At 70.2% G+C, this 25,955-nt stretch carries 23 protein-coding genes and 1 pseudogene; 13 read left to right on the forward strand and 11 right to left on the reverse strand.

Going from position 1 to position 25,955, the window contains the following annotated elements; all coding sequences use genetic code 11:
* Window positions 1-204 precede the first annotated feature (204 nt).
* Both speB and ABZS69_RS32870 read left to right on the forward strand, forming a co-directional pair.
* Entirely contained in the window at window positions 205-1,137 is a 933-nt protein-coding gene (speB, locus tag ABZS69_RS32865) for an agmatinase (protein ID WP_355379215.1), read from the forward strand.
* Window positions 1,134-2,630 carry a cytosine permease gene (locus ABZS69_RS32870; RefSeq protein WP_355379216.1) on the forward strand — a complete coding sequence of 499 codons (1,497 nt, stop codon included), beginning with the start codon at window positions 1,134-1,136 and terminating at the stop codon, window positions 2,628-2,630. Before speB ends, ABZS69_RS32870 begins: the two co-directional genes overlap by 4 nt.
* Here ABZS69_RS32870 and ABZS69_RS32875 read toward each other — a convergent pair.
* Window positions 2,627-3,118 (reverse strand): Lrp/AsnC family transcriptional regulator, encoded by a 492-nt coding sequence (locus tag ABZS69_RS32875; protein WP_355379217.1) that lies wholly within the window; start codon window positions 3,116-3,118, stop codon window positions 2,627-2,629. The two genes, ABZS69_RS32870 and ABZS69_RS32875, sit on opposite strands and share 4 nt — an antisense overlap.
* 196 nt (window positions 3,119-3,314) lie before the next feature.
* Between ABZS69_RS32875 and ABZS69_RS32880 the strand changes: the two genes are divergently transcribed.
* The 8 genes from ABZS69_RS32880 to ABZS69_RS32915 all read left to right on the forward strand — a co-directional run bounded on the left by ABZS69_RS32880 (window position 3,315) and on the right by ABZS69_RS32915 (window position 12,153).
* Window positions 3,315-4,745, forward strand: coding sequence for a gamma-aminobutyraldehyde dehydrogenase (locus tag ABZS69_RS32880; protein WP_355379218.1), 1,431 nt, complete (start codon window positions 3,315-3,317; stop codon window positions 4,743-4,745).
* A gap of 13 nt (window positions 4,746-4,758) precedes the next feature.
* The gene (locus tag ABZS69_RS32885) at window positions 4,759-5,829 is read left to right on the forward strand and encodes an ABC transporter ATP-binding protein (RefSeq protein ID WP_355379219.1); all 1,071 of its coding nucleotides are present in this window, start codon (window positions 4,759-4,761) and stop codon (window positions 5,827-5,829) included.
* An 18-nt stretch (window positions 5,830-5,847) separates the two neighbouring features.
* Window positions 5,848-7,035 carry a spermidine/putrescine ABC transporter substrate-binding protein gene (locus tag ABZS69_RS32890; protein WP_355379220.1) on the forward strand — a complete coding sequence of 396 codons (1,188 nt, stop codon included), beginning with the start codon at window positions 5,848-5,850 and terminating at the stop codon, window positions 7,033-7,035.
* Between the two features lie 3 nt (window positions 7,036-7,038).
* On the forward strand, window positions 7,039-7,890 hold the full coding sequence (locus tag ABZS69_RS32895; RefSeq protein WP_355379221.1) for an ABC transporter permease: 852 nt from the start codon (window positions 7,039-7,041) through the stop codon (window positions 7,888-7,890).
* Entirely contained in the window at window positions 7,887-8,672 is a 786-nt protein-coding gene (locus tag ABZS69_RS32900) for an ABC transporter permease (protein ID WP_355379222.1), read from the forward strand. The genes ABZS69_RS32895 and ABZS69_RS32900 overlap by 4 nt, the downstream gene beginning before the upstream one ends.
* A gap of 36 nt (window positions 8,673-8,708) precedes the next feature.
* Window positions 8,709-10,103: an FAD-dependent oxidoreductase gene (locus ABZS69_RS32905; RefSeq protein WP_355379224.1), complete on the forward strand. Its 1,395-nt coding sequence runs from the start codon at window positions 8,709-8,711 to the stop codon at window positions 10,101-10,103.
* Window positions 10,100-10,996 (forward strand): alpha/beta hydrolase, encoded by an 897-nt coding sequence (locus tag ABZS69_RS32910; RefSeq protein WP_355379225.1) that lies wholly within the window; start codon window positions 10,100-10,102, stop codon window positions 10,994-10,996. Before ABZS69_RS32905 ends, ABZS69_RS32910 begins: the two co-directional genes overlap by 4 nt.
* Window positions 10,997-11,223: 227 nt before the next feature.
* Window positions 11,224-12,153 carry a serine hydrolase gene (locus tag ABZS69_RS32915; RefSeq protein ID WP_355379226.1) on the forward strand — a complete coding sequence of 310 codons (930 nt, stop codon included), beginning with the start codon at window positions 11,224-11,226 and terminating at the stop codon, window positions 12,151-12,153.
* Window positions 12,154-12,364: 211 nt separating this feature from the next.
* Here ABZS69_RS32915 and ABZS69_RS32920 read toward each other — a convergent pair whose 3' ends face one another.
* Together ABZS69_RS32920 and ABZS69_RS32925 are read right to left on the reverse strand one after the other, a co-directional pair.
* The gene (locus ABZS69_RS32920) at window positions 12,365-12,784 is read right to left on the reverse strand and encodes a hemerythrin domain-containing protein (protein ID WP_355379227.1); all 420 of its coding nucleotides are present in this window, start codon (window positions 12,782-12,784) and stop codon (window positions 12,365-12,367) included.
* Window positions 12,781-14,103: an MFS transporter gene (locus ABZS69_RS32925; protein WP_355379228.1), complete on the reverse strand. Its 1,323-nt coding sequence runs from the start codon at window positions 14,101-14,103 to the stop codon at window positions 12,781-12,783. Before ABZS69_RS32925 ends, ABZS69_RS32920 begins: the two co-directional genes overlap by 4 nt.
* Before the next feature lie 22 nt (window positions 14,104-14,125).
* Here ABZS69_RS32925 and ABZS69_RS32930 point away from each other — a divergent pair, with 22 nt between their 5' ends.
* A complete protein-coding gene (locus ABZS69_RS32930; RefSeq protein WP_355379229.1) occupies window positions 14,126-14,782 on the forward strand; it encodes a helix-turn-helix domain-containing protein in 657 nt (218 codons plus the stop codon).
* A gap of 37 nt (window positions 14,783-14,819) precedes the next feature.
* Complete coding sequence (locus ABZS69_RS32935; protein WP_355379230.1) at window positions 14,820-14,984, forward strand: hypothetical protein; 165 nt, start codon at window positions 14,820-14,822, stop codon at window positions 14,982-14,984.
* Between the two features lie 261 nt (window positions 14,985-15,245).
* Here the strand turns inward: ABZS69_RS32935 and ABZS69_RS32940 are convergent, their stop codons facing one another.
* Genes ABZS69_RS32940 through ABZS69_RS32950 form a run of 3 tightly spaced genes read right to left on the reverse strand, consistent with a single transcriptional unit; the run spans window position 15,246 to window position 20,384 of the window.
* A complete protein-coding gene (locus ABZS69_RS32940) occupies window positions 15,246-16,754 on the reverse strand; it encodes a DHA2 family efflux MFS transporter permease subunit (protein ID WP_355379231.1) in 1,509 nt (502 codons plus the stop codon).
* 35 nt (window positions 16,755-16,789) lie between these two features.
* Window positions 16,790-19,630, reverse strand: coding sequence for a BTAD domain-containing putative transcriptional regulator (locus tag ABZS69_RS32945; protein ID WP_355379232.1), 2,841 nt, complete (start codon window positions 19,628-19,630; stop codon window positions 16,790-16,792).
* Between the two features lie 7 nt (window positions 19,631-19,637).
* Window positions 19,638-20,384: an isocitrate lyase/phosphoenolpyruvate mutase family protein gene (locus tag ABZS69_RS32950; RefSeq protein WP_355379233.1), complete on the reverse strand. Its 747-nt coding sequence runs from the start codon at window positions 20,382-20,384 to the stop codon at window positions 19,638-19,640.
* A gap of 116 nt (window positions 20,385-20,500) precedes the next feature.
* Between ABZS69_RS32950 and ABZS69_RS32955 the strand changes: the two are divergent.
* Window positions 20,501-21,676, forward strand: a pseudogene (locus tag ABZS69_RS32955) (RNA-guided endonuclease TnpB family protein); the annotation flags it as partial.
* Window positions 21,677-21,726: 50 nt separating this feature from the next.
* Here the strand turns inward: ABZS69_RS32955 and ABZS69_RS32960 are convergent.
* The 5 genes from ABZS69_RS32960 to ABZS69_RS32980 are packed head-to-tail and all read right to left on the reverse strand — an operon-like array spanning window position 21,727 to window position 25,935.
* Window positions 21,727-22,494, reverse strand: a complete 768-nt coding sequence (locus ABZS69_RS32960) for a cytochrome P450 (RefSeq protein ID WP_355379234.1) — start codon at window positions 22,492-22,494, stop codon at window positions 21,727-21,729.
* Window positions 22,495-22,545: 51 nt separating this feature from the next.
* Window positions 22,546-23,217: a DUF998 domain-containing protein gene (locus ABZS69_RS32965; protein WP_355379235.1), complete on the reverse strand. Its 672-nt coding sequence runs from the start codon at window positions 23,215-23,217 to the stop codon at window positions 22,546-22,548.
* Window positions 23,214-24,431 carry a glycosyltransferase gene (locus ABZS69_RS32970; RefSeq protein WP_355379236.1) on the reverse strand — a complete coding sequence of 406 codons (1,218 nt, stop codon included), beginning with the start codon at window positions 24,429-24,431 and terminating at the stop codon, window positions 23,214-23,216. The genes ABZS69_RS32965 and ABZS69_RS32970 overlap by 4 nt, the downstream gene beginning before the upstream one ends.
* Before the next feature lie 16 nt (window positions 24,432-24,447).
* Window positions 24,448-25,281 carry a DMT family transporter gene (locus ABZS69_RS32975; RefSeq protein WP_355379237.1) on the reverse strand — a complete coding sequence of 278 codons (834 nt, stop codon included), beginning with the start codon at window positions 25,279-25,281 and terminating at the stop codon, window positions 24,448-24,450.
* Window positions 25,282-25,317: 36 nt separating this feature from the next.
* Window positions 25,318-25,935 (reverse strand): DedA family protein, encoded by a 618-nt coding sequence (locus ABZS69_RS32980; RefSeq protein WP_355379238.1) that lies wholly within the window; start codon window positions 25,933-25,935, stop codon window positions 25,318-25,320.
* Window positions 25,936-25,955 lie beyond the last annotated feature (20 nt).

A 25,955-nucleotide genomic window follows, 5' to 3' on the forward strand; every position in this document is an offset into this window, starting at 1 on the left:
GGCCGAGCGACAGCGCCCGGTCCAGGTCCGCCGGCGCGCCGCGGAAGTCGCGGAGCGCGATCCGGACCTGGTCCCGGCCGGTGCCAAAACTCGGGGGTTACGCCGCTTGTCGAGACGTGCTTGTGGGCAGCCACAACAAACACCGGGCGACTTCGTGGTCTCTACAATTGCCGCAGGTCGGAGGCATGACGAACACTGGGCCGCATGAACCTTGGCCCTGTCGACTCCTCCCAGGTCCCCCGTTTCGCCGGCTTCGCCACCTTCGCCCGCCTGCCCAGGCTCGACCAGGTCGAGCGGGCCGACGTGGCCGTGGTCGGCGTGCCGTTCGACGCCGGGGTGTCCTACCGGCCGGGCGCCAGGTTCGGGCCCGCCGCGGTCAGGGAGGCCTCCCGGCTGCTGCGGCCGTACCATCCGGGGCTGGACGTCTCCCCGTTCGAGCGGGTGCAGGTGGCCGACGCCGGTGACATCGCGGCGAACCCGTTCGACATCGGCGCGGCCATCGAGAGCATCGAGGGCGCGGCGGACTCGATCGACGCCAGGCTCGTCACGATCGGCGGCGACCACACGATCGCGCTGCCGCTGCTGCGGTCCGTGGCCAGGAAGCACGGGCCGGTGGCGCTGCTGCACTTCGACGCCCATCTCGACACCTGGGACACCTATTTCGGCGCCGAGTACACGCACGGAACCCCGTTCCGGCGGGCGGTGGAGGAGGGGCTGCTGGACACCGAGGCCCTCAGCCACGTCGGGATCAGGGGCCCGCTGTACGGCAAGAAGGACCTGGAGGACGACCGGCGGCTCGGGTTCGGCATCCTGACGGCGGCCGACGTGCTGCGGCGCGGCCTCGACGAGGTGATCGACGCCCTGCGGCAACGCATCGGGGACCGGCCCCTGTACGTGTCCGTCGACATCGACGTGCTGGACCCGGCCCACGCCCCGGGCACGGGGACGCCGGAGGCGGGCGGGCTCACCAGCCGGGAGCTGCTGGAGATCCTGCGCGGCCTGGCCGGGTGCAACCTGGTCGGGGCCGACGTCGTCGAAGTGGCCCCGGCGTACGACCATGCGGAGATCACCTCGATCGCCGCCTCACACGTGGCCTACGACCTCGTCAGCCTGCTGGCGTTGCAGGAGAAACCATGAGCCTCACCGAGATCGAGACGTACGGGGTCGAGCGCATCCCCGACGCGGACCGCAACGCGCGCCCGGTCGACCTGTTCCGGCTGGCGTTCGGGGGCGCGAACACGTTCGCCACCTGCGTGCTCGGCGCCTTCCCCATCCTGTTCGGCCTGTCGTTCTGGCAGGGGCTGGCCGCGACCGTGCTCGGGCTCGTGGTGGGCGCGCTGATCCTGGCGCCGCTGTCGCTGTTCGGGCCGCTCAACGGCACCAACAACGCCGTCTCCTCCTCCGCCCACCTGGGCGTGCACGGCCGGGTCGTGGGCTCGTTCCTGTCGCTGCTGACCGCGATCGCGTTCTTCTCGATCTCGGTGTGGTCGTCGGGCGACGCGCTGGTCGGCGGCGCCCACCGGCTGGCCGGGCTGCCCGACTCCGACCTGTCGTACGGCGTCGCGTACGCGCTCTTCGCCGTCCTCGTGCTGATCGTCTGCGTGTACGGCTTCCGCTTCATGCTGTTCGTCAACAAGATCGCGGTCGCGGCGGCGTCGCTGCTGTTCGTCCTGGGCGCCTTCGCCTTCGCCGGCGAGTTCGACCCGTCCTATCCCGGCACGCTCCCGGTGGGGGACCCGCTGTTCTGGCCGTCGTTCATCGGTGCGGCGCTGATCGTGCTGTCGAACCCCGTGTCGTTCGGCGCCTTCCTGGGCGACTGGTCCAGGTACATCCCGGCCACGACGCCGAAGTCCCGGGTGATGGCCGCGGCCTTCCTGGCGCAGCTCGCCACCATCCTGCCGTTCTTCTTCGGCCTGGCCACGGCCTCGATCATCGCGACCAGGGCCGCCGCCTACATGGACCCGGCCGCCCCCAACTACGTCGGCGGGCTGCTGGCCGTCTCGCCCGGCTGGTACTTCGTACCGGTCTGCCTGATCGCCCTGATCGGCGGCATGTCCACCGGCACGACCTCCCTCTACGGCACCGGGCTCGACTTCTCCAGCGTCTTCACCCGCTTCTCCCGGGTGCAGGCGACGGTGTTCATCGGCACGCTGTCGATCGTGTTCATCTTCGTCGGCCGCTTCGCCGCGAACCTCACCCAGAGCATCTCCACGTTCGCCACGCTGATCATCACCTGCACGGCGCCGTGGATGGTGATCATGATGCTCGGCTACGTGACCCGCAGGGGCTGGTACGACCCCGAGGCGCTCCAGGTCTTCAACCGGCGCCAGCGCGGCGGCCGCTACTGGTTCACCCACGGCTGGAACTGGCGCGGGCTGTCCGCCTGGCTCGTCTCCGCGGGCCTCGCGCTGCTGTTCGTGAACCTGCCGGGCCAGTTCGTCGGCCCGCTGGGTAACCTGGCCGGGGGAGTGGACATCTCGCTGCCGGTGGGCCTGGCCGTCGCAGGCGTGCTCTACCTGGCGCTGCTGACGGCGTTCCCGGAGCCACGCGAGGTGTACGGGCCCGCGGGGCCGCGTCTCGTGCGCACGGCGGACACCCCGATCCTGCCCATCGTGGAGACGGTGGGCTAGCGAGTGCCCCAGGAGTAGGTCTGCTTACGCAGTTTCAGGTACACGAACGACTCCGTGGCCCGCACGGCGGGGATCGCGCGGATCTTGCTGAGGATCTCCAGCAGGTGCCCGTCGCCCTCGCAGACCACCTCGACGATCACGTCGAAGGAGCCCGCCGTGAGCACCACGTAGTCGATCTCGTCGATGGCCGCCAGCTCGTCGGCCACCGCCTCCAGGTCGCCCTCGCAGTTGATGCCGATCATGGCCTGCCGCGGGAATCCGAGCGTCAGCGGGTCGGTGACCGCGACGATCTGCATGACGCCCGCGTCCTGCAGGCGCTGGACACGCTGGCGCACGGCGGCCTCCGACAGGCCCACCGCCTTACCGATCGCCGCGTACGGCATGCGCCCGTCGTTCTGGAGCTGCTCGATGATCTGCTTCGAGAGATCGTCGAGCACCACCGTCCCGGCATTGGCGTTGTTGCGGCGTACGCGGGGCGGCGTCGTCATCGACGGAATCCTCCTACTGGTCCGGCGTTACGGGTGCGTTCCCGCTTGGTTGCCGTCCTGGTGCGACATGTTGTCAGTTCCTGGCGGTCTGTCAAGCGAATTCGTAGCAATTTGATATCTTCACCACGAAATCCCTTGTCGAGATGCATCCACTCTGTAAGAGTCGCGGCATCTCAGCCACCCACTTGGAGGGCGCATGATCCGTCTGCAGAACTTCATCAATGGTGAGTTCGTGGACGCCAAGAGCGGCAACTTCTCCGACATCGTCGACCCGTGCACGGGTGAGGCCTACCTGCAGGCCCCCGTCTCCGGAGCCGAGGACGTCGACGCCGCCTTCGCCGCCGCTGCCGCCGCGTTCGAGTCGTGGGGCAGGACCACGCCGGGTGAGCGGGCCAACCTCCTGCTCAAGGTCGCCGACGCGATCGACGCGCGGGCCGATGAGATCAACGAGGCCGAGTGCCTCAACACCGGCAAGCCGCGGGCCCGGATGGCCGAGGACGAGACCCCGGTCGCCGCCGACCACTTCCGCTTCTTCGCGGGCGCGGCGCGCACCCTGGAGGGTCCCACGGCCGGCGAGTTCCTCGCCGAGCACACCAGCGTCATCCGGCACGAGCCGATCGGAGTGATCGGCCAGGTCACGCCGTGGAACTACCCGATGATGATGGCGGTCTGGAAGATCGCCCCGGCCCTGGCGGCCGGCAACACGGTCGTGCTCAAGCCGTCCGACACCACTCCGGCCTCCACGCTCAAGCTGGCCGAGATCCTCGGCTCGGTGCTGCCCGCGGGCGTCTTCAACGTCGTCACCGGCGACCGCGAGACCGGCGCCCTCGTGGTGAGCCACCCCACCGCGTCCATGGTCGCCATCACCGGCTCGGTCGGTGCGGGCATGTCGGTCGCCAAGAGCGCCGCCGACGACCTCAAGCGCGTGCACCTGGAGCTGGGCGGCAAGGCCCCGGTCGTGGTGTTCGAGGACGTCAAGGACCTGGGCAGGGCCGCCGCGGACATCGCCACCGCCGGCCTCTACAACGCCGGCCAGGACTGCACCGCCGCCTGCCGGGTGCTGGTGCACGAGAGCGTGCACGACGAGTTCGTGGCCGCGCTCACCGAGGCCGCCGCCGGCACCGTGACCGGCGACCTGGGCAACGAGGACGCCCTCTACGGGCCGCTCAACAACGAGAACCAGCTCACCAGGGTCCAGGGCTTCATCGACCGGGTCCCGGCGCACGCCAAGGTCCTCACCGGCGGCCACCGCGTCGGCGAGAAGGGCTACTTCTTCGCGCCGACGATCGTCGACGGTCTCAAGCAGGACGACGAGATGGTGCAGAACGAGGTCTTCGGCCCCGTGATCACCGTCCAGACGTTCACCGACGAGGCCGACGCGCTGGCCAAGGCCAACGACGTGAAGTACGGCCTGAGCGGCTCGGTCTGGACCTCCGACCACGGCCGTGCCATGCGCATGTCCAACCGGCTCGACTTCGGGGTGGTCTGGGTCAACACGCACATCCCGTTCGTCTCGGAGATGCCGCACGGCGGCTTCAAGCACTCCGGGTACGGCAAGGACCTGTCGGTGTTCGGCCTGCACGACTACACCAGGGTCAAGCACGTCATGCACTACATCGGCGAATAGGACAACTGCTGGGATGACTGAGCTGAATGCGATAGAGCTTGAGGACGTCGTCAAGGAGTACCTCTCGCATGGCGAGGTCGTCCAGGCGGTCAAGGGTGTCACGCTGGGCATCGCCGAGGGGGAGTTCTTCTCCCTCCTCGGCCCGTCCGGGTGCGGCAAGACCACGACCATGAGGATGATCGCCGGCTTCGAGCCGCCCTCCAAGGGGCTGGTGCGGCTGCACGGCAAGGACGTCACCGACGTCCCGCCCAACAAGCGCGACGTCAACATGGTCTTCCAGTCCTACGCGCTGTTCCCGCACATGAGCGTCTGGGACAACGTGGCGTTCGGGCTGAAGCAGCGCAAGACGCCGCAGGAGGAGATCAGGCGGCGGGTCGGAGAGATGCTGGAGATCGTCGACCTGACCGGCAGGGAGAAGCGCCGGCCGCGCGAGATGTCCGGCGGCCAGCAGCAGCGCGTGGCGCTGGCCCGCGCGCTGGTCAACCGGCCGCGGGCGCTCCTGCTCGACGAGCCGCTCGGCGCGCTCGACCTCAAGCTGCGCCAGGCCATGCAGATCGAGCTCAAGCGCATCCAGCGCGAGGTCGGCATCACGTTCGTGTACGTGACCCACGACCAGAACGAGGCGCTGACCATGAGCGACCGGATCGCCGTCATGAACGACGGCCTGGTCGAGCAGCTCGCCGGGCCGCGGGAGATCTACGAGCGGCCCGCGACCGCGTTCGTGGCCGGCTTCATCGGCACCTCCAACCTGCTCGCGGGCACCGCGAACGGCGGCGTGCTGAAGATCGGCGGCGGCCGGGTGCTGGTGCCCGGGCGCGACGGCGAAGTCACGGTGACCGTGCGGCCCGAGAAGATCACCATCGACACGGAGGAGCCAGGCGAGGGCCTGAGCGCCGTGCGCGGCACCGTCGCCGAGGTGGTCTACCTGGGCACGTACAACAGTTACGCGGTGAGTCTCGCCGACGGGGCCGAGATCACGGTGTTCCAGCAGAACGCTCTTGACGCTTCGGCCACGGCGGAGCGGGGGGACTCCGTGTGGCTGTCGTGGCAGGCGCAGCACTCATATGTGATTGGAAGTCGATAGCAGCTCATGAACCACCCCATGCTCCGCTCCCGTCGCGATTTCTTCCGGGTCGCCGGGTTCTCCGCCACAGGGCTCGCGCTGGCCGCGTGCGGCGTTCAAGGACAGAAGGCCGCGCCGCCGAAGGCCGACGCGGTCAAGGACTACTGGGCCAAGCAGACCAAGCACGGCAAGGTCGTCTTCGCCAACTGGCCCGAGTACATGCCGGAGGACCAGGCCCCGCTGAAGAAGTTCCAGCAGGCCACCGGCATCTCGTACGAGTACAAAGAGGTCATCCAGGAGAACGCCGAGTTCTTCGGCAAGGCCGACCCCGTGCTGCGGGCGGGGCAGTCGCTGGGCTACGACATCGTCGTCATGACCAACGGCGTCCAGCTCCAGCACATGATCGAGCTGGGCTACGTGACGCCGCTCGACCACTCCCAGCTGCCGAACTTCGAGGCCAACGCCGGTCAGAAGTACAAGGAGCGGGCCTACGACCCCGGCAACAAGTACACGGTGCCGTACACGTCGGGGGTGACCGGGATCGCGTACAACACCAAGTACGTCAACGAGGACATCACCAGCATCGAGTCGCTGTTCGACCCCAAGTACAAGGGCCGGGTCGGCATGATGGCCGACGCCCAGGAGATCGCGAACTTCGGCATGTTCGCGCTGGGCATCGCCCCCGAGAAGTCGACCGAGGCGGACTGGAAGAAGGCCGGGGAGAAGCTCAAGGCGCAGCGCGACGCCGGAATTGTCCGGAAATATTACGATCAAAGTTACATCGACGCTGTGTCCAAGGGCGACGTCTGGCTCAGCATGGCCTGGTCGGGCGACGTCTTCCAGCGCCAGCTCGCCGGCGAGCCCGTCAAGTTCGTGGTGCCCGAGGAGGGCGGCACGATCTGGACCGACAACATGCTCATCCCCAAGAACGCGGCCAACCCGGTGGACGCGCTCATGCTCATGGACTACCTCTACCAGCCGGCCGTGGCCGCCGAGCTGGACGAGTTCATCCAGTACGTCACACCGGTCCCGGCCGTGCAGGACCTGCTCAGGGAGAAGGCCAAGACGGCCAAGGGCAAGGACAAGAAGTCCCTCGAGGAAATGATCGACAGCCCGCTCATGTTCCCCACCGAGGCCGACTACGCCAAGCTGCACAACTACACCCCGCTGACCACCCAGCAGGAGCAGGTCTTCAACCCGATCTTCCAGTCCATCACCCAGGCCTAGCGCATGAGGCGGCTCACCCCCTACCTGCTGGCGCTGCCGAGCTGGATGTGGCTGGCGATCTTCCTGGTCGTCCCCATGGCCGCGATGGCCTCGGTCTCCCTGCAGACCGGCAACGCCATCGACGGTTTCGCCATGACCTTCAGCTTCTCCAACTACAGCGACGCGCTCGGCAGGTACAGCACCCAGCTGCTGCGTTCGCTGCTCTACGGCGGCCTGGCCACCGTGGCCATGCTGGTGATCGGCTACCCGGTGGCGTACTGGATCGCGTTCAAGGGCGGCACGCGCAAGTCGGTGTACCTGTTCCTGCTGTTGCTGCCGTTCTTCGTGTCGTTCGTGCTGCGTACGATCTCGTGGAACTTCCTGCTGTCGGACAACGGCATCCTGTTCGGCACGCTGAAGGGCTGGGGGCTGCTGCCCGAGGACTTCCACGTGCTGGCCACGACGTTCGCCGTGGTGGGCGGGCTGACGTACAACTTCCTGCCGTTCATGATCCTGCCGATCTACGTGTCGCTGGAGCGGGTGGACCCGCGGGTGATCGAGGCGGCCCAGGATCTGTACGCGACGCGGGCGGCGGCCTTCCGGCGGGTGGTGCTGCCGCTGTCGCTGCCTGGGGTGTTCGCGGGGGTGCTGATGACGTTCGTGCCGGCCACGGCCGACCCGATCAACGCCCAGATCCTCGGCGGCACGTCCAACACGATGATCGGCAACATCATCCAGACCGAGTATCTGACGAACCTCGACTACCCGACCGCCTCCGCCCTGTCGTTCACGCTGATGGCGGTGCTGCTGGTGGGCATCTTCGTCTACGCCCGGGCGCTCGGGACGGAGAACGTGCTGGAGGCGGCGGCCCGATGAGAGGGACCAGGCTCGGCGACCGGCTTCTCCACATCTACACCTGGATCATCATCCTCTGGCTGTCCTCGCCGATCGCCGTGATGATCCTCTTCGGCTTCAACGACAAGCAGAGCAAGTCGAACACCTCCTGGCAGGGCTTCACGCTCCGCTGGTACGCCGAGCTGTTCGACATCTCCGACCTGACCGTGGCGCTGCGCAACTCGCTGGTGATCGCCGCGGTCAGCACCGTCATCACGGTCGTGATCGGCACCATGCTGGGGCTGGCGATCGGGCGGCACCGCTTCCGCGGCAAGGGAGTCACGAACTTCCTCGTCTTCGCCGCCATCTCCACGCCGGAGCTGGTCATGGGCGCGTCGCTGCTGTCGCTGTTCGTCTCGGGGAACGTGCCGCGCGACGCGAACACGATCATCGTCTCCCACGTGCTGTTCTCGCTGTCCTTCGTGGTGGTGACGGTACGCGCACGGATCGTCACGCTGGACCCGTCGCTGGAGGAGGCGGCCAGGGACCTCGGGGCCACGGCCTGGGGGACGTTCCGGCAGGTCACGCTGCCGTCGATCATGCCCGGCGTGATGGCGGGCGCCATGTTGTCGTTCGCGCTGTCCATCGACGACTACGTGGTCACCAGCTTCGTCAACGGCTCTACCGTCACCTTCCCCCTGTGGATCGTCGGTGCGGTCAAGACCGGGATCCCACCGCAGGTCAACGTCATGGGTACGCTGATCTTCGGTGTCGGGGTGCTGATCGCGATCGGAAACGCGGTGGCGGCGCGGCGCCGTACCTAAATAAACCTCCACGAACTTCGTAGGGAAGTGGGATTTGTGGATCCGCTGAAGGCGCTTGCTGACGCGGAGCGCAAGCCGTACTGGCTGGACAGTCTGGCCAGACCCGAGCCGCGACCGCGGCTCGATCAGACAACGAGCGCCGACCTGGTCGTCGTCGGCGGAGGATTTTCGGGGCTGTGGACGGCCCTGATGGCCAAGGAACGCGATCCGTCCCTGGACGTCGTTCTCCTCGAAGGACGCAGGATCGGCTGGGCGGCCACCGGCCGCAACGGCGGGTTCTGCATGGCGACCCTCACCCACGGCCTGGCCAACGGGATGGAGCGGTGGCCGGACGAGATCGGCCGCCTGGAGCGCATGGGGGTGGCCAACCTCGACGAGATCGGGCAGACCCTGGAGCGCTACGGCATCGACTGCTCCTTCGAACGCACCGGGGAGCTGCACGTGGCCACCGAGCCGTGGCAGCTCGACGGGCTGCGCGAGCACCTGGAGCTGATCTCCGAGCTGGGGCTCGACTACGTACCGCTCGACCAGGAGCAGGTGCGCGCCGAGGTGAACTCGCCCACCTACCTGGGCGGGCTCTGGGAGCGCAGCGGGTGCGCCATGCTCGACCCGGCGCGGCTGGCCTGGGGGCTGCGGGAGGCGTGCCTGCGGCTGGGGGTGCGCGTCCACGAACGCACCCCGGTCCGCTCGCTGCGCGACGACGGCACGACGATCACGCTGCGCACGCCGTACGGCGCGGTCGAGGCGCGGCAGGTGGCGCTGGGGACGGGGGTGTTCCCGCCGCTGCTGCGGCGGCTCAAGCACTTCGTGGTCCCCGTGTACGACTACGCGCTGATGACCGAGCCCCTGACCGACGTCCAGCTTGCCGAGGTGGGCTGGCGCAACCGGCAGGGCGTGGGCGACTCGGGCAACCAGTTCCACTACTACCGGCTGACCGACGACAACCGGATCCTGTGGGGCGGCTACGACGCCGTCTACTACAACGGGGGTCTGGTCAAACCCGAGTACGAGCAGCGCGACGAGACGTTCGTCAAGCTCGCCGAGCACTTCTACGACACGTTCCCGCAGCTCGACGGGGTTCGTTTCACCCATCGGTGGGGCGGGGTGATCGACACCTGCAGCCGGTTCAGCGCCTTCTACGGGCAGGCGCACGGCGGGCGGCTGGCCTACGCCACCGGCTACACCGGGATGGGCGTGGGCGCCACCCGCTTCGGCGCCAACGTCATGCTCGACCTGCTGTCGGGCGAGAGCACCGAGCGGACCGAGCTGCGGATGGTCAGGGAGAAGCCGAGGCCGTTCCCGCCGGAGCCGGTGCGGTCGGGGGTCATCCAGCTCACCCGCTGGTCGATCGCGCAGGCCGACCAGCACCAGGGCAAGCGCAACCTCTGGCTGCGCGCGCTCGACCGGATGGGGCTGGGGTTCGATTCGTGATCCTGACCACGCGCGTCGAGTTCGTGGTGGACGGCCTCACGCTCGTCGGGGACCTGCGGGTCCCCGGCGGCGCGGGGCCGCGCCCCGGGCTGGTGTTCACGGGCCCGTTCACCGGGGTGCGCTCCCAGGTCACGGGCCTGTACGCGGAGCGGCTGGCCGAGCGGGGGTACGTGACGCTGGCCTTCGACCACCGGAACTGGGGGGAGTCCGAAGGGCTTCCGCGCCGGGAGGAGGATCCGCAGGGCAAGCTGCGCGACCTGCGGGGGGCCGTGTCGTTCCTGCGGTCGCGGGCCGAGGTGGACCCTGATCGGATCGGGGCGGTGGGGGTGTGCTTGGGTGGCGGTTACGCGCTCAAGTTCGCCGCCTTCGATCCCCGAGTCCGGATATTTGTCGGTATAGCGGGCGCGTACAACAACCCGTACTCCATGCGCTCCGGCATGGACTACCAGTCCGCCCTGGCGGGCCTCACGGACACCCTCGAACGCCAGGACCAGGGCGGCGCCGTGGAGTACATCCCGGCCGTCTCCGCCCTGCCCCCGGAGGAGGGGGAGGCCGCCATGCCGGGCGACGAGCCGTACGCGTACTACGGCACCTCCCGCGGCGCCTCGCCGCACTGGTCCAACTCGGTGACCAGGGCGAGCGTGCGGGAGCTGGTCACGATGGACAACATGATGGGCGCGGACTTCCTGTCACCCAAGCCGGCGCTGATCGTGCACGGGGTCGTCGACCGGTTCTGCTCCCCGGAGGGGGCCGAGGAGGCCTTCCGGCGCCTCGACCAGCCGAAGAAGCTGGTCTGGGTGGACGCCAAGCAGCACATCGACCTGTACGACCGCGAACCGTACGTCACCCAGGCCATCGACGCCACCACCACCTTCCTCACCGACCACCTCTGACACACCCGGCCTTGAGCCGCGCCTGCCTCCCCCCACCACTACGGCCTCCTCTGCTCGGCGAGGTCGTGCTGAGGGGAGGGGGAAGGCGTCGGAGGGAGAAGCGAGCCCGGCCGAGATCGGCAAGGTGAAGCTGAAGACTTGACCAGATACGCACCCAGCGCATTCGCCTGATCGACCCGGCATGGCATCCTCCTGAAGACCCCCGACGATCACTCGGGGGTATGCGCATGCGTACGAGGCGGATGATGGCCGGGCCCATGCTGCTGCTGTCGCTGACGGCGGGATGCGGCGCCGAGCAGGCAGCCGTCATCCCCGCGGCGGCGAAGCCCCCGTCCAAGGTGGCCCGCTGCGTCCTGAAGATCCCGTCCCCGCGCGCCGGAGCCGAGGCCCGCGCCCAGCTCGTACGCGACCTCGCCGCATACATCGCCACGCGCCCGGGCCGCATCGTCTACGGCGCCATGGACCTGGTCACCGGAGTCCAATTCGGGCAGGGAGCGCACGACCACGACATCATCACCGCCAGCGGCGCCAAGGTGGACATCCTCACCGCACTCCTGCACCAACGCACCCAAGATCTGACCGAGGAGGAACGCGACCTCGCCATCCTCATGATCACGGAGAGCGACAACCTCGCGGCGGACGCCCTGTGGTCCCGCGTCGGCGCCTCCTCCGCGATGAGCGCCTTCTACGAGAGCGTGGGCCTGACGGAGACCACGCCGGGACCCGACATTTACTGGGGCGGCACCCTCACCAGCCCCACCGACCGCATCCGCCTCCTGAAACTACTGGTCAGGGGCGACAAGAGCGGCAAAAGCGACCTGACCGCGGCCGACCGCCGGTTCGTGCTGCGCCTGATGTCCCGCGTCCAGAAGGACCAGTCGTGGGGCGTCAGCGCCGCCGCCCGCCCCGGCGACCGGGTAGCCCTGAAGAACGGCTGGACCCCACGTCCGTTCATCTCGGGCACGTGGGCCATGACGAGCTACGGCCGCATCGAGGGACCAGACCGCGACCTGCTGCTGTCGGTGCAGACAGACAACCAGCCGGGGCCGGACATGGGCATCGAGACCATCGAGCGCGTGTCCCGCCGGATCGGCAACCGCCTCGACTCCCTCGCCCCGAACATCACCCGCCCCTGCACCGGCAACCCCACCGCCTGACCAGCCGTCACCCTCTGAAGGTCTTCTCGGGGAGGCGCTTCGCGCCGAGGGACTCAGGCGTTTCTTGTTCGGGCGCCTGGCGCCGCAACCCCCGCTCGCTCCGCTCGCCAGCTGCCCCCGGCGATCCCGATGGGCCAAGCTGGTACCTACCGGCCTGACACAGAAAGCCGCCTGGCGCCGGCCACCTCATTCCCGACGTCCTGCGCCGAGCCTAAACCTCCTCGGGGAGAGTGAGCATCTTGTTGAGGATCGGGACCAACTGCTCTTCCTCGTAGTCCAGGTGAGCCTCCAGTTCGGTGGCGAGCCGGTCGAGCTCCTCGCCGATCTCCGTGCCGTCGTGGTCGAGAAGCCGCCTGATCCGTTCCATGAGCCGGGCCACCACCCGGTGCTCCGAGCGGAGCCGGGTCAGGGTCTCGGCCAGTTCCGGGTGCTCGGTACCGAGATGGGGGAAGAGCGCGCCGTCCTCGCCTTCGTGGTGGGCGTGGAGAGCGTCGCAGAACGCCAGGCAGTGTGTACGCAAGTCCACCGCGCCCGCTCGCGATGACCGCAGGTCCGCCAGGTCCCTGCGGAAGCCGTCGTGCAGTTTGATCAGCTCGTCGCCCCATGCGACGATGCGCTGTTCGTCCGTCATGCCAGTTCCCTTCGCGAGAGGTTTCCGTGGACGGCGGCGAACAGGGCCGCCAGCAGGGCCGCGCCGGCCGCGACGCCGAAGGTCCACCCGGCGCCCCCGCTGGAGAGCACCGCCGCCCCCATCGCCCCGGCCACGCTGCTGCCCACGACCCTGACCAGCGCGTTCACCCCGCCGGCCGCCGCGGTTTTGGCAGGCTCCACGTGCTCGACCGCCATCGTTCCGAGCGCCGCGTAGCCGAGTCCGATGCCCAGCCCCAGCAGCGTCGCGGCCCCGTACAGGTCCGCGCCCGAGGACCTGGACATCGCCAGCCACAAGGTGGCGGCCGTCACCAGCGCCGAGCCGCCCGCCACGAGCGCGGAAGCGGTGAAACGGCGCATCAGGGGACCCGCGAGCACGGAGACCACGAGCATCAGTACCGTTGTCGGCAGCAGGTAGATCCCGACCTGCAGCACCGAGGCCCCGAGCGTGCCCTGGGCCACCGCGGACACGGTGGTGATGGCGGCGAACAGCGCGAACCCCAGCAGGAACGACGCCACGGTCGCCCCCACCGTCCCCCGGTGGAGCAGCATGGGGATCTCGATCAGCGGCGACGCGGTGCGGCGGGCGGTCGCGACCCACGCCGCGGCCACCGCCACCGCCACGGCGAACAGGCCCAGCGTCAGCGGCGAGGTCCAGCCCCAAGCCGCGCCCTTGCTGATGGCCAGCAGCAGGCAGACGAGCCATACCGCGACCAGCGCCGCCCCGGCCAGGTCCGGCCGTCCGGATCCGCGCGCCGGCGCCTCCCGCACCATGACCGCCACCAGGACGAAACTCAGCGCGGCCAGCCCGGCCAGCACCCAGAACACCGCCCGGTGGTTCCCGTCCAGCACTCCGGCGAGGATCATGCCGCCGCCGCTGCCCACCCCGATGGTGGCGCTGAGCACCCCGATCGCGCTGGGCAGCCGGTGAGCGGGTACCACCTGCCTGACCAGGCCCATGGCCAGCGGGAGCAGCGGCGCGGCTGTTCCCTGCAGCACCCGGCCGACGATGAGCAGGGGCAGCGTGTCTGCCATGGCGCTGAGCGTGGACCCGGCGGCGAGCAGGCCGAGTGCGACCAGCGATGTCGTGCGTCTGCCGTACATGTCGCCGAACCGCGACAGCAGCGGGATCGAGACAGCTCCCGACAGCAGCCCCGCCGTGAGCGTCCACGAGACGGTGGTGGCCGGGACCTGGAACCGCTGCTGGAGGCCCGGCAGCAAGGGGACGGCGACGGTCATCTGAAGGGTCCCCACGGCTACCGCGAATGCGAGCACCGCGACGACCCATAACTTTCTATACATGTATAGAAAGTAGCATGGCAGGATGCCGACGCGTACAGGACGACCGCCCAAGATCTCCCGGCCGGAGATCGTCGCCGCCGCGCTGCGAGTGATCGAGGAAGACGGGACAGGCGCGCTCACCATGCGCAGGCTGGCGAGAGAGGTCGGCAGCACGGCCATGGCGCTCTACCACCACGTACGCGACAAGGAGGAGCTCCTCCTGTTGCTCCTCGACGACTACGCGGCCGGAATCCCCCGCCCCGAACTGCCGGACGAGCCACGCGAGCGCATGGTGGCCGCCGCCATGGCCATGCACGAAGCCGTGTCCGGATGCCCGTGGGCCGTGGACGTCCTCAAAGCCGACGACCTGATGTCGGTGGGCGCACTGTGGTACCCGGAGCAGATCGTCGACGCCGCCGTACGCGCGGGGCTGACGATCGAGGAGGCCGTGGACGCGTACCGGATCATCTGGCGCTACACCGCCGGCGAGATCGGCGGCCGGGCGGCGGCTCGCGGGCGGCGAGAGGAGGGCAGGCCCACCTACCGGGAGCGGGTCTTCGCCGAACTGGACGCCGAGGAGTTCCCCCGACTGAGCACGGTGGCGAGGCGATGGGAAGACCTGACCGCCCGCGACACCTACGCCAAGGGCGTGCGCGCCCTCGTGAACGGCCTTCTCCTGCCGGCTGTCGAAAGGGCGTAGGTTTGCTGGAGTGGTCGGGAACCGCCAGGGTGATGAGATGTCTCGACTTGTTCCTGAACTGATCTATGAGATGTGGCTGCCGCTGGAAGAGCGCTGGTACGAGCGCAGCGTCGACGCCGTGGGCGTGCGCCAGTTCGCGGTGCAGGACCCGGACGGCTACCTGCTGCGGATCTCTCAGCAAGTGGGAACCCGCCCTCGATAGCCACCGATGTCCTTCCCGTGGATGATCGTTTCTGTCAAAGCGCCAGCAGGTCAACGTTGATGAGCGTGCGGTAATCGGGGTCGCGTCCGAGGGGTGCGGGGACCGGCAGGTCCCCGCCGGGGGTGTGGGGGCTTGCCCCCACAGGGCGCTGCCCGAGCGCTCCATCGCGCGTAGCGCGCCCCACTGCGAGGACCGAGCAGTTGGGGGGCGCTGCCTGAGCTGGTGTACGGCGCGGAGCGCCCCCATTGTGAGGATTTCGGGTCAGGCGTGGGTCAGGGCCTCCTCCGGGATGACCTTGGGTACGCCGCGCAGGCCGATCAGGGCCAGCAGGGCCACTATGACCAGGAGGGCCGAGGTGACCAGTGCGGTCAGGTGCAGGCCCTCGATGAAGGCCGTCTGTGCTGCTCTCATGAGCTGGCCCGCCTGCTCTGGAGGCAGGGTCGTGGCCGCGTTCACCGCGCCTGCGATCGACTCTCGCGCGGACTCGGCGGTGGGGAAGCCGGCGGGGAGGTCCAGGTTGGTTCGGTACGCGGTGTTGAGGACTGTGCCCAGGATCGCGATGCCGAGTGCTCCGCCCAGTTCGAAGGCCGTCTCCGACACCGCGGCGGCTGCCCCGGCGCGCTCCCTGGGGGCGGTGGCGAGGACGTTGTCGTTGTTGACGGTGAAGGTGAAGCCGATGCCGATGCCGCCGATGATCATGACGGGGAGCAGTACGAGGTAGTCGAGGGAGGGGCCGAGCGTGCTGTAGTAGAGGAACGCGCCGGCGTTCAGGGCCAGGCCCAGGGCGACCACGCCGTTCCTGCCGAGGCGGTGGATCAGCTTGGCGGCCAGGATGCCGCCCACCGCGCCGCTCAGGCCGCCCGGCAGCTGCGCGAGCCCCGACTGGAGCGGTGACCAGCCCAGCACGAGCTGCAGGTACCAGCCGAACAGCAGCATCATGGCCGACATCGTGAAGATCGCCAGCAGGTTCGTGACGATGGAGGCGCTGAACGCCCGCCGCCCGAAGAGCCGAACGTCGATCAGCGGCTCGGGCAGCCGTATCTGCCGCCACACGAACAGGCCCAGCAGCACGGCCCCGGCCGTGCCCGCCGCCAGCACGTCGGCGTGCTCCAGGCCCTTGTGCGCCGCCTCCTTGATCGCGTAGACGGCCGTCACCACGCCGGCGAACGAGAGGGCGGCGCTGACCAGGTCGAGCCGGCCCGCGTGGGGGTTGCTGGACTCCGGCAGCACCAGGATCCCGCCGACCAGCACCAGCACCATGATCGGTACGTTGATCAGGAAGACCGAGCCCCACCAGAAATGATCGAGCAGGAGCCCGCCCACGACCGGGCCGATGGCGAACCCGGCGGCGCTCATCCCGCTCCAGATGCCGATGGCCGCGGTGCGCTCGCCCGGGTCGGTGAACACGTTCCGGACGATCGACAGGGTGGACGGCATGATCGTCGCGCCCGCCACGCCGAGCAGGGCCCTGGCCGCGATCAGCAGCTCGGGGTTGGGCGCGTACGCCGTCACCACCGAGGCGGCGCCGAACGCGGCCGCGCCGATCAGCAGCAGGCGCTTGCGGCCGATGCGGTCGCCGAGGTTGCCCATGGTGACGAGGAGGCCGGCCAGGGCGAAGCCGTACATGTCGCCTATCCAGAGCAACTGGGTGGAGTTCGCGCCGAGGTCGGTCACCAGCCTGGGCAGGGCCAGGTGCAGGACTGTGAGGTCGAGCGAGAGGAGGAGGGTGGCCAGGCAGGCGATGGCCAGGCAGGACCATTTGTTCTTCATGCTGCCCACTGTCGGGAGTCGGGCTGACGGCCGGCCTACCGCTCGCTGACCGCCCCGCCGGCAGGCCCGGCTGACTGCGCGTTCACCTCGTCGAGGGCGGCGGCGATGCGGGCGCGGGTGTCCTCCGTGCTGTACCAGTCGGCCGGGACCTCGTCCCGCGCCTGGACGAGCAGCGTACGGGCCTCCTCCAGGTCCCCCTGGAACAGCGCGACCTGCCCCAGCCCGAGATGCGCCCACGCCATCGTCTCCGTCGAGCCGTTCCGGCGCGACATCTCGGCCGCGCGCAGGTAGTCGGCCCGCGCGCCCGTCGCGTCGGCCAGGCGGAGGCGGGCGTCGCCCCGGCGGCACAGGGCCTCGGCGACCTCCGTCTCCGCGCCCAGCTCCGTGGCCACCGCCAGCGCCTCGTCGGCCAGCGCGCACGCGGTCGTGAAGTCGCCCTGCTCCTGGTACAGGGAGCCGAGGCCGGACAGCGTCATCACCATGCCCCACCGCTCCCCGATGGCCTTGAACGAGGCCAGGCTCCGCTCGAAGACGTCCACCGCCTCGTCGAGCCGGCCGGCCGACTGCAGCAGGAACCCGACACCGCTGAACGACAGCGCTTCCTGCCACGGCTGGAGCTCCTCGACGCGTTCGGTGAGCACGGTGTAGACCTCGTCGTACTCGCCGGGCGGCCCCGTGTAGGCCGAGAGCAGCATCGTGAGGAACTCCAGCCGCATCGGCAGGTTGTACGGCGGCAGCAGTTGCCGCGCCTCCGCGAGCCGCGCCCGCAGCTCCTCGTCGATGCCGCCCGTCCACGCCCTGATGAGCACGCACATGACGTACTCCTCCTCCATGCCCGGCGGATGCCGGAAGCCGAGCGCGGCCAGGAGGTCGGCGGCCAGGTGGGCGCTGGTGACGCGGTTGCCGCGCATCCACCAGTAGCAGGCGCAGTGGGCCAGCAGCCGCAGCCCCAGCTCCGGCCGCCCGGACGCGGTCGCCCAGCGGATCGCGGCGTCGAGCTCGTCGCTCTCCCCGTCGAGCCGGACCAGCCACTCCAGCTGCTCGTCGGTGCGCAGCCACCGGTCGGCCGTCATGATCAGGTCGAGGCAGTAGCGGGCGTGCGCCTCGGAGATCGACTCGGCCTCGCCCGACTCCGCCAGCCGCTCCGCGCAGAACGCCCTGATCGTCTCCAGCATCCGGAAGCGGCCGTCGACGAACTCCACCAGCGACTTCTCCGCCAGCGAGAAGAGCACGTCCTCCGGCAGCCCGCACACCTGCTCGGCCGCCTCCGGCCGGGCGCCGCCCACGAACACGCTCAGCCGCCTGGCCAGCCGCTGCTCGCTGTCGTCGAGCAGGTCCCAGCTCCACGCGACGACCGCGTGCAGCGTCTGGTGCCTGGGCAGCGCCGTACGGCTGCCCCTGGTCAGCAGCCCGAACCGGTCGTCGAGCCGCGCCGCCACGTCGGACACCGTCAGGGTGCGCAGCCGGGCGGCGGCCAGCTCGATGGCCAGCGGCAGCCCGTCGAGCGCCCGGCAGATGCGTACGACCGCCGCGGCGTTGCCCGCGTCGACGGCGAAGCCCGGCCGGACGGCGGCGGCGCGGTCGGCGAACAGCCGGACCGCAGGATAGTCCAGGGGATCGCCGGCCTCGGGCGGCGGCAGCCGCAGCGGCGACACGGGCAGGATCGACTCGCCGGTGATGCCGAGCGCCTCCCGCCCGGTCACCAGCACGCGCAGCTCGGGGCAGGAGGCCAGTAACAGGTCGGCCAGCTCGGCGGTGGCCGCGACGACGTGTTCGCAGTTGTCGAGGACCAGGAGCAGCCGGCGGTCGGCCAGCGCGGTGACGAGCCTGGTGGCCGGGTCCACGGTGAGCCGGTCGGGGGTGGGCGGGGCGGCGCGGATGTCCAGGGTGGACAGGACTGCCCCGGGCACGGCGGCGGCCTCGGTGACCGGCGCGAGCCCCACGAAGCACACGTCGCCGGGCTCCCGTTCGGCCGCCTCGGTCGCCAGGCGCGTCTTGCCCGCGCCGCCGGGGCCGATCAGCGTGACGAGCCGGTCGGTCCGCAGCCTGGCGGCCACCTGCTCGATCTCCTCGACCCTGCCGACGAAGGTGGTGAGCTGGGCGCGCAGGCCCTGCCGCTGCCGGGCCACGGAAGGGACGGGTGCGTCGAGCGAGGGGTCGGCCCTGAGCACGGCCAGGTGGGCGGCGGCCAGCTCGGCTCCCGGCTCGATGCCCAGCTCCTCGTCCAGGATCTTCCTGGCCGCGTCGTAGACGGTCAGCGCCTCCGCCTGCCGGCCGCTGCCGTAGAGGGCGCGCATGAGCTGGGCGCGCAGCCGCTCGCGCAGCGGGTGGGCGGCGGTGAGCTGGCTCAGCTCGGGGACCAGCTCGCGACGCCGGCCGAGGTCGAGGTCGGCCTGCACGCGGTCTTCGACGGCGGCCAGCCGCAGCTCGGCCAGTGCCGCCGCGGCGGCCTCTGCGTGCGGGGCGTCGGCGAGCGGCGCGCCCCGCCACAGCTCCAGCGCCTCGCGCAGGAGCGCGGCCGCCCGGCCGGGGTCGCCGCCGGCGAGGGCCTGCCTGCCCTGCTGCGCCAGCAGCTCGAACCTCCGCGCGTCCACGTCCTGCGGGTCGGTCACCAGCCGGTATCCCGCCGGATGGAACTCCACCAGATCCCTGCCCAGCGCCCGGCGCAGCCTGGACACCTGCGACTGCAGCGCGTTGGCCACGCCCTCGGGCGGTCGCTGGCCGTACATGCCGTCCACGAGCTGCTCGCCTCCGACGATGCGGCCGGCGTGCAGGGCGAGCAGCGTCAGCAGCGCGCGCACCCGGGGACCGCCGAGCGCGACCGGCTCGCCGTCCTCGCCCAGCACGGTGGTGGGCCCGAGGATCTGGAAGCGCATGCGTCGATTATCGCGGCTGCGGCAGCAGCGCGCTGATCTCCGCGTAGGTCGGCACCTGAGGGGCCCGCCTGCCCTGTGCGGCGAACACCGCCGCGACCGCCCCCTGCAGCGCGGCCCGGTACAGCAGCGACCCGGTGCTCACCCTGGCCACGCCGGCCCCGGCGAGCTGGGCGAGGGTGGGGCCGTCCGGCTGGTGGAGGACGTTGAGGGGGAGCGGCGTGCTCGCGGCCACCTCGGCGATCTCGCGTAGATCGCTCATACCGGGCACGAAGATCCCGTCGGCGTGGCCGTAGGCGGCCACCCGTTCCCGCGTGTCGCCGGTCTTCAGCCAGTACGTGTCCGTACGGGCGTTGACGAACACGCCGTGGCCCTTGGCCGCCTCGATGATCCGCTGGTGCAGCTCGATCGGGCGCAGCGTGCCGTCGGGGCGGCCGTCCTCCAGGTTGACGCCTGCGACTCCGAGCGCGGCCAGGCCCGCGACCAGGTCGGACACCTCGGCGGGGTCGTCGCTGAACCCGCCCTCGATGTCCACGGTGACCATGACGCCCAGGTCCTTGATCGAGTCGGCCAGCTCGATGGTCTCCGCCCGGGTGGCGCCGGCCGCGTCCGGTCTGCCGTACGCGGCGGCCACGCCGAGGCTGGTCGTGCCGATCGCGGGGAAGCCCTCTCTGGCCAGGAGGGCGGCGGAGCCGTAGTCCCAGGCGTTCGGGAGCAGGAGGGGGTCGCCGGGGCGGTGCAGGGCGTGGAAGTTCATCGAAATCTCCCAAGCGTGGAGACCCCGGGCTTTAGCCCTGGGGAGGAAACGCGGCAAGGTGCCGCAAATCGAACACACGTGCGAATTTTGGCTGATCGTGCGAGAGAATGTGAGACGTGGCGCAGATCGTGAAGCGGGCCTGCAAGTACCGCTTCTACCCGACCCCCGAGCAGACTCAAGAGCTCGCCCGGACGTTCGGCTGCGTCCGCCTCGTCTACAACAAAGCCCTGGAGGAGCGCACCCGCGCCTACACGTTGGAAGGGCGCCGCGTCTCCTACGTGGAGTCGTCCGCCCGGCTGACGCAGTGGAAGCGCGGCGGCGAGTACGACTTCCTGTCCGAGGTGTCGTCGGTCCCGCTGCAGCAGGCGCTCCGCCACTTGCAGACGGCGTTCGCGAACTTCTTCGCCAAGCGCGCCAGGTACCCGACGTTCAAGTCCCGCAAGAAGTCGAGACTGAGCGCCGAGTACACCCGGTCGGCGTTTCGCTGGCGGGACGGCGAGCTGTGGCTGGCGAAGATGGACACTCCGCTGGCGATCGTGTGGTCGCGTCCGTTGCCGGAGGGCACGGAGCCGTCCACGGTGACGGTGTCGAAGGACGCGGCGGGGCGCTGGTTCGTGTCCATCTTGTGTGAGGACTCCATCCGCCCGCTCGATCGGGTCGCCCAGTCGGTCGGCGTGGATGCGGGCATCACCGCGCTGGCCGCGCTGTCCACCGGCGAGAAGATCGTCAACCCTAAGCACGAGCGGGCCGACCGGCGCAAGCTGGCCAAGGCTCAGCGCACCCTCGCACGCAAGGAGAAGGGGTCGGCGAACCGGGCCAAGGCAAAACTCGCCGTGGCCCGCGTCTACGCGCGCATCGCCGACCGTAGGCGGGACCACCTGCACAAGGTCACCACACGGCTTGTTCGCGAGAACCAAGTGATTGCCGTGGAAGACCTGACCGTCAGCAACATGGTCAAGAACCACAGCCTGGCGCGCGCCATCAGCGACGCGGCCTGGCGAGAACTCCGCTGCATGCTGGAGTACAAAGCCCAGTGGTACGGGCGCAACCTTGTGGTGGTGGATCGCTGGTTCCCCTCGTCCAAGCTGTGCTCGGCGTGCGGGGCGTTGCAAGAGAAGATGCCGTTGAACGTCCGGACCTGGGAGTGCGCCTGCGGCGCGGTCCATGACCGAGACGTGAACGCAGCCAAGAACGTGCTCGCCGCCGGGCTGGCGGAGAGCTGAAACGCCTGTGGAGCTGGTGTAAGACCCAAGCAGCGCAAGCTGGGCGGGCAACTGGCGGTGAAGCAGGAAGATCAACCCGCGAGGGTTGGAATCCCCCGGCTTCAGCCGTGGGGAGGAAGTCAAGAGCGGCTCTCGTCGAGAAGGGCGTCGAGCACGCCTGCGGCCAGCGCGAGCGCGTGGGCGGGCCCGGGGCAGGGGCGCACGCCGTGGCCGAAGGTCAGATGGGGAGTACGGCCGCGGGAGAGGTCGAACCGGTCGGGATCGGCGAACACCTCAGGGTCGCGGTTGGCCGACACGAGGTCGATGGTCACCTCGTCGCCGGTCCGCGGGTCGAGCCTGCGGCTGGCCTTGAGCGGCGGGTCCTGCCTGAGCGTCTCGTGCAGCAGCGCCTCGGGGTCGGCACCGGGCACGGCGTGCCCAAGAGTGTGCCCGAGGGCGTTCTCGATGAGCGCCTCCGTGGCGGCGTGCCCCTGCAGCAGCAGGGTGATCTCGGGGATGGTGGTCTGTTCGAGCAGTTCGGCGACGGCGGCGTCGGCCTGCGGGCTCTCCTCGCCGGACAGGTAGCCGGTCGCGGCGGCGGCAACGGCGCTCGTGTCCTGCACGCCCAGCGCGGCGCCGAGCACGGCCGTGGGGACGCCCCGCCACTGGCCGCCCCGCTCCAGCGTCATGGCTCTGGCCGCCGGTCTCAGCTCGGCGGGGTCAACGGCGGCCAACCGCTCCTCCAGCAGGCGGCGCCGCCCGGCGTGCGTCTCGCCGGTGCTGAACCGGGACACCTGGGCGCGGAGCCAGGCCAGCGTGCCCTTCTCGGCGTCCTGTCGTACGGGAGGTGGCACGTACCTCGGGTCGGCGAGCACCGCCTGGGCCGCCGCGTGGCGTGTGATGAGCATGGTTCCACGCTAGAACGGGGTGATTTCGTCGCGGATCGAAGGATGGTGGCATCAGGCCGCCAGGCGCTTGGGCTGCTCGGGGCGTTCCGGCTCGGCCGGGACGGTCCGGGCGGACACGGCGGACCGCTTGGTGACCGACGCCAGCGCCATGGCGATGAGCAGGGCCATCTCGGCCAGCACCACGCCGCGCTCCAGCGGGCCGTAGTAGCCGGCGCCGCCGATCAGCGGCGAGGTGATGGTGGCCGGGTGGGCCGCCAGGTAGAAGGCCAGCACGGCGGCGGAGGTCACGCTCAGCGCCCGGACCGCGTTCCACCGGGGCGCCGCCGCCCGGCCCCTGGCCAGGGTCCAGCCGGCGACGGGCAGCGAGGTGAACACGACGGCCGCCGACCACCGGTGGATCTCGCCGGTCAGCGAGCCGATCTGGGAGTTGCCGGGGTCCGTCGGGAAGATCGCGCTCATCATCAGCCCCGCCGCCCCCGCCAGCAGCAGTACCCTGGTGGCCGCGGTGCGCACCGGGTCGCTCGCCGCGAGCCCGTACGCGAGGCACAGGCACGCCCCCGCCAGTGCCAGCATCCCCACGAGTACGGGCACGAGCCCGCCGGAGACTAACGCATAGTCGCTGAGCAGCGGCTGTGTCGGCAGGGCGACCTGCGCGTACGCCAGGGCGCACGCGGACACCACGGTGCCGCAGACAGCGCCCCAGGCGCTCTGGATTGGGGTCATCGGGCCACCTCATCGTAGATCTGCTCGAACCGGGCCAGCGATGACCGGTCGTCGTGGGTGAGCGCCAGCTCCCTGCTGGCCTTGCCGAGCCTGACCCGCAGGTCGTCGTCGGTGAGAATGCTCGTCAGGTGCCTGGCCAGGGAGATCACGTCGCCGGGCTGGAACAGGTATCCGTTCTCGCTCACCAGGTGCGGCAGCGCCATCGCGTCGGCGGCCACCACGGGCAGCCCCATGGCCATGGCCTCCAGCGTGGCGATGCTCTGCAGCTCGGCGACGCCCGGCATGGCGAACACGTCGGCGGCGGCGAACGTCTGGGGCATGAGCTCGTCGGGCACGAAGCCGAGGAAGGAGACCCGCTCGCCGACGCCGATGCGGGCGGCCAGCCGCTCCAGGTCGGCCCGCTGGTTGCCCCGGCCGACGAACACCGCCTGGGCGTCGGTCTGGTTCAGCACGAGGGGCAGCGCGCGGACGATCTCGTCCAGGCGCTTCTCCTCGTCCAGGCGGCCGACGAACAGGACGGTGGGCCTGTCGGGCAGGTCGAACAGCTTGCGCGCCCACGCCTTGGGCTCGGCGCGCGGGTGGAACCTGGTCAGGTCGATCCCGCAGGAGACCGGCTCCACCTCGCGGGCGAAGCCCTGGTCGGCCAGCAGCTTGGCGGCCAGCGGGGTCGGGGTGGTGATGCGGTCGGCGCGGGTGAAGATCCGGCTGAAGTCGCGCCACGCGAGCCGGCCGGCCTTGATCCGGAGCCGCTCAGGGATGTGGCAGAACTGGAAGAGGTTGTCGGGCATGAAGTGGTTGGTGGCCACGATGGGCACGCCCGCGCGCCGGGCGGCGGCGAAGGCTGCCCGGCCGACCACGAAGTGGCCCTGGGCGTGCAGCACGTCGGGACGGATGTCGGCGAAGAGCCGGTCGAGCCTGGCCGGCACCGTGAACCGCATCGTGGGGTGGACCAGCAGCGGCGCGGAGCGCAGGCGGTGCACGATCACGTCGTCCACGACGTCGGCGGTGGGCGGGCCCACGTCCGACTGGCAGACCACGTGCACCTCGTTGCCGCGCGCGGCCAGGCCGGTGGCCAGGCGGTGGGTGAAGTAGGCGGCGCCGTTCACGTCGGGCGGGTAGGTGTCGGTCGAGATCAGGATCCGGCGAGGCCGTTCGGGGGCGGGAGTGGGGGCGGTCTCGGTGATCTTGGGGAGAGAGCGCAGGGGCATGGCCATGGAAGTGACTCCGGTTTCACAAAGGGGTGGGGGAATGAGTCGGGGGAGTGTTGCGGGACTCCAGCGGGCTGGTGCGGGCCAGCGCGACGGTCCCGGCGGCGGTCAGGAGCGCCGCCGCGACCGGCACGATGCCGGTCGGCAGCGGCTCGTTGAGCAGCAGCGCGCCGAACGCCACCGCGGTCAGCGGGTCGGCGATCTGGAGGGAGGCGAACGAGACGCCGAAGTGCCCGACGGCGTAGGCGCGCTGGAGCATGACCAGCGCCAGCAGCAGGGGCACCGGCAGCGCCAGCACGTACCACCAGTTCCAGGTGCCGTCCAGCAGCACGCGCATGAGCGTGGCCGTGGCGCCGTAGAGCACGCCCGAGCTGGTTGCGAGCAGGGCGGCCCGGCCCGCCGGCGAGGCCGCCCTCGAGGCGGCCCACAGCAGGACCGCCGCGACTCCGGCCACGCCGAGCAGCGTGAGCACCCCGTCCGGGCCGAGGTAGGTGGGACCTTGGGAATTGGGGACCAGCAGCACGATCCCGACCAGCCCGGCCGCCACCACACCCGCGGCCGCCAGCTCCTTGGGGGAGGGCTTGCGGCCGTGCAGCGTGGCGGCGATGGGCAGGGCGAACAGCAGGCTGGCCACGCCCATCGGCTGCACGATGGTCAGCGGCCCGAGGCCGAGTGCGACGATGTGCAGGCCGCCCCCCGTCAGAATGGACGCGCCGCCGATCAGCCAGCGCGGATTGCGCAGCAAGGTCAGCAGCCCTGGCTTGGTCGATCCGACTGCTTCGAACTGCTGCAGAGCGGCTCCGAGCGCGAAGAACAGCGAACCGACCAGGGCGATCACCGCGGCCAGCACAGTCATGCGCACTCCTTTCAGACGGATAGTTGCCAGACAGGGTCAAACGGACGTGTCCGCGGGAAGACGTTCTGGGGAAGCCTGGATGGCGCGTCGTTTCCTGACCCATCTCACGAGCTCGACGACCCCCGTGATGGACAGCGCGATGCCCAGGCCGAGGAACAGACCCTTGATCGGGTCGTTCTCGAAGGCCATGCCGCCGAAGAAGCCGATCAGCCCCGAGTACACCGCCCACGAGCTCGCCGCGATCGCGTCGAAGAACGTGAACGAGCGCAGCGGGTGCCGTACGGCGCCCATGGTCAGCGTGGTCGCCGTCCGCCCGCCGGGGATGTACCTGGCCACGACGAGGACGAGCCCGCCCCGCTCGGCCAGCGCGTTGCGCGCCCAGACGAACGCCTTCTTCTCCTGGAGCCTGCCGGCCGACTTGTTGCCGATCAGGTAGGAGATGTGGTCACCGGCGAAGGCGCCCAGCGCCGCCACCACGATGACCAGGGCCAGGTTCGTCTCGCCGGAGGCGGCGAACACCGCGGCGGTGATCACCGAGGTCTCGGCCGGCACGATCGGGAAGAACCCGTCGAGCAGCGCGAGCCCGAACAGCGCCGCGTACAACCAAGGTGACGACATCACCTGTTGGACCAGGTCGAGAATGGCGTGCGACATGAGCGTTTACTCCGATCGTC

The sequence above is a fragment of the Nonomuraea sp. NPDC005650 genome, assembly GCF_040605375.1.
In the GTDB taxonomy this organism is placed as follows: Bacteria; Actinomycetota; Actinomycetes; order Streptosporangiales; family Streptosporangiaceae; genus Nonomuraea.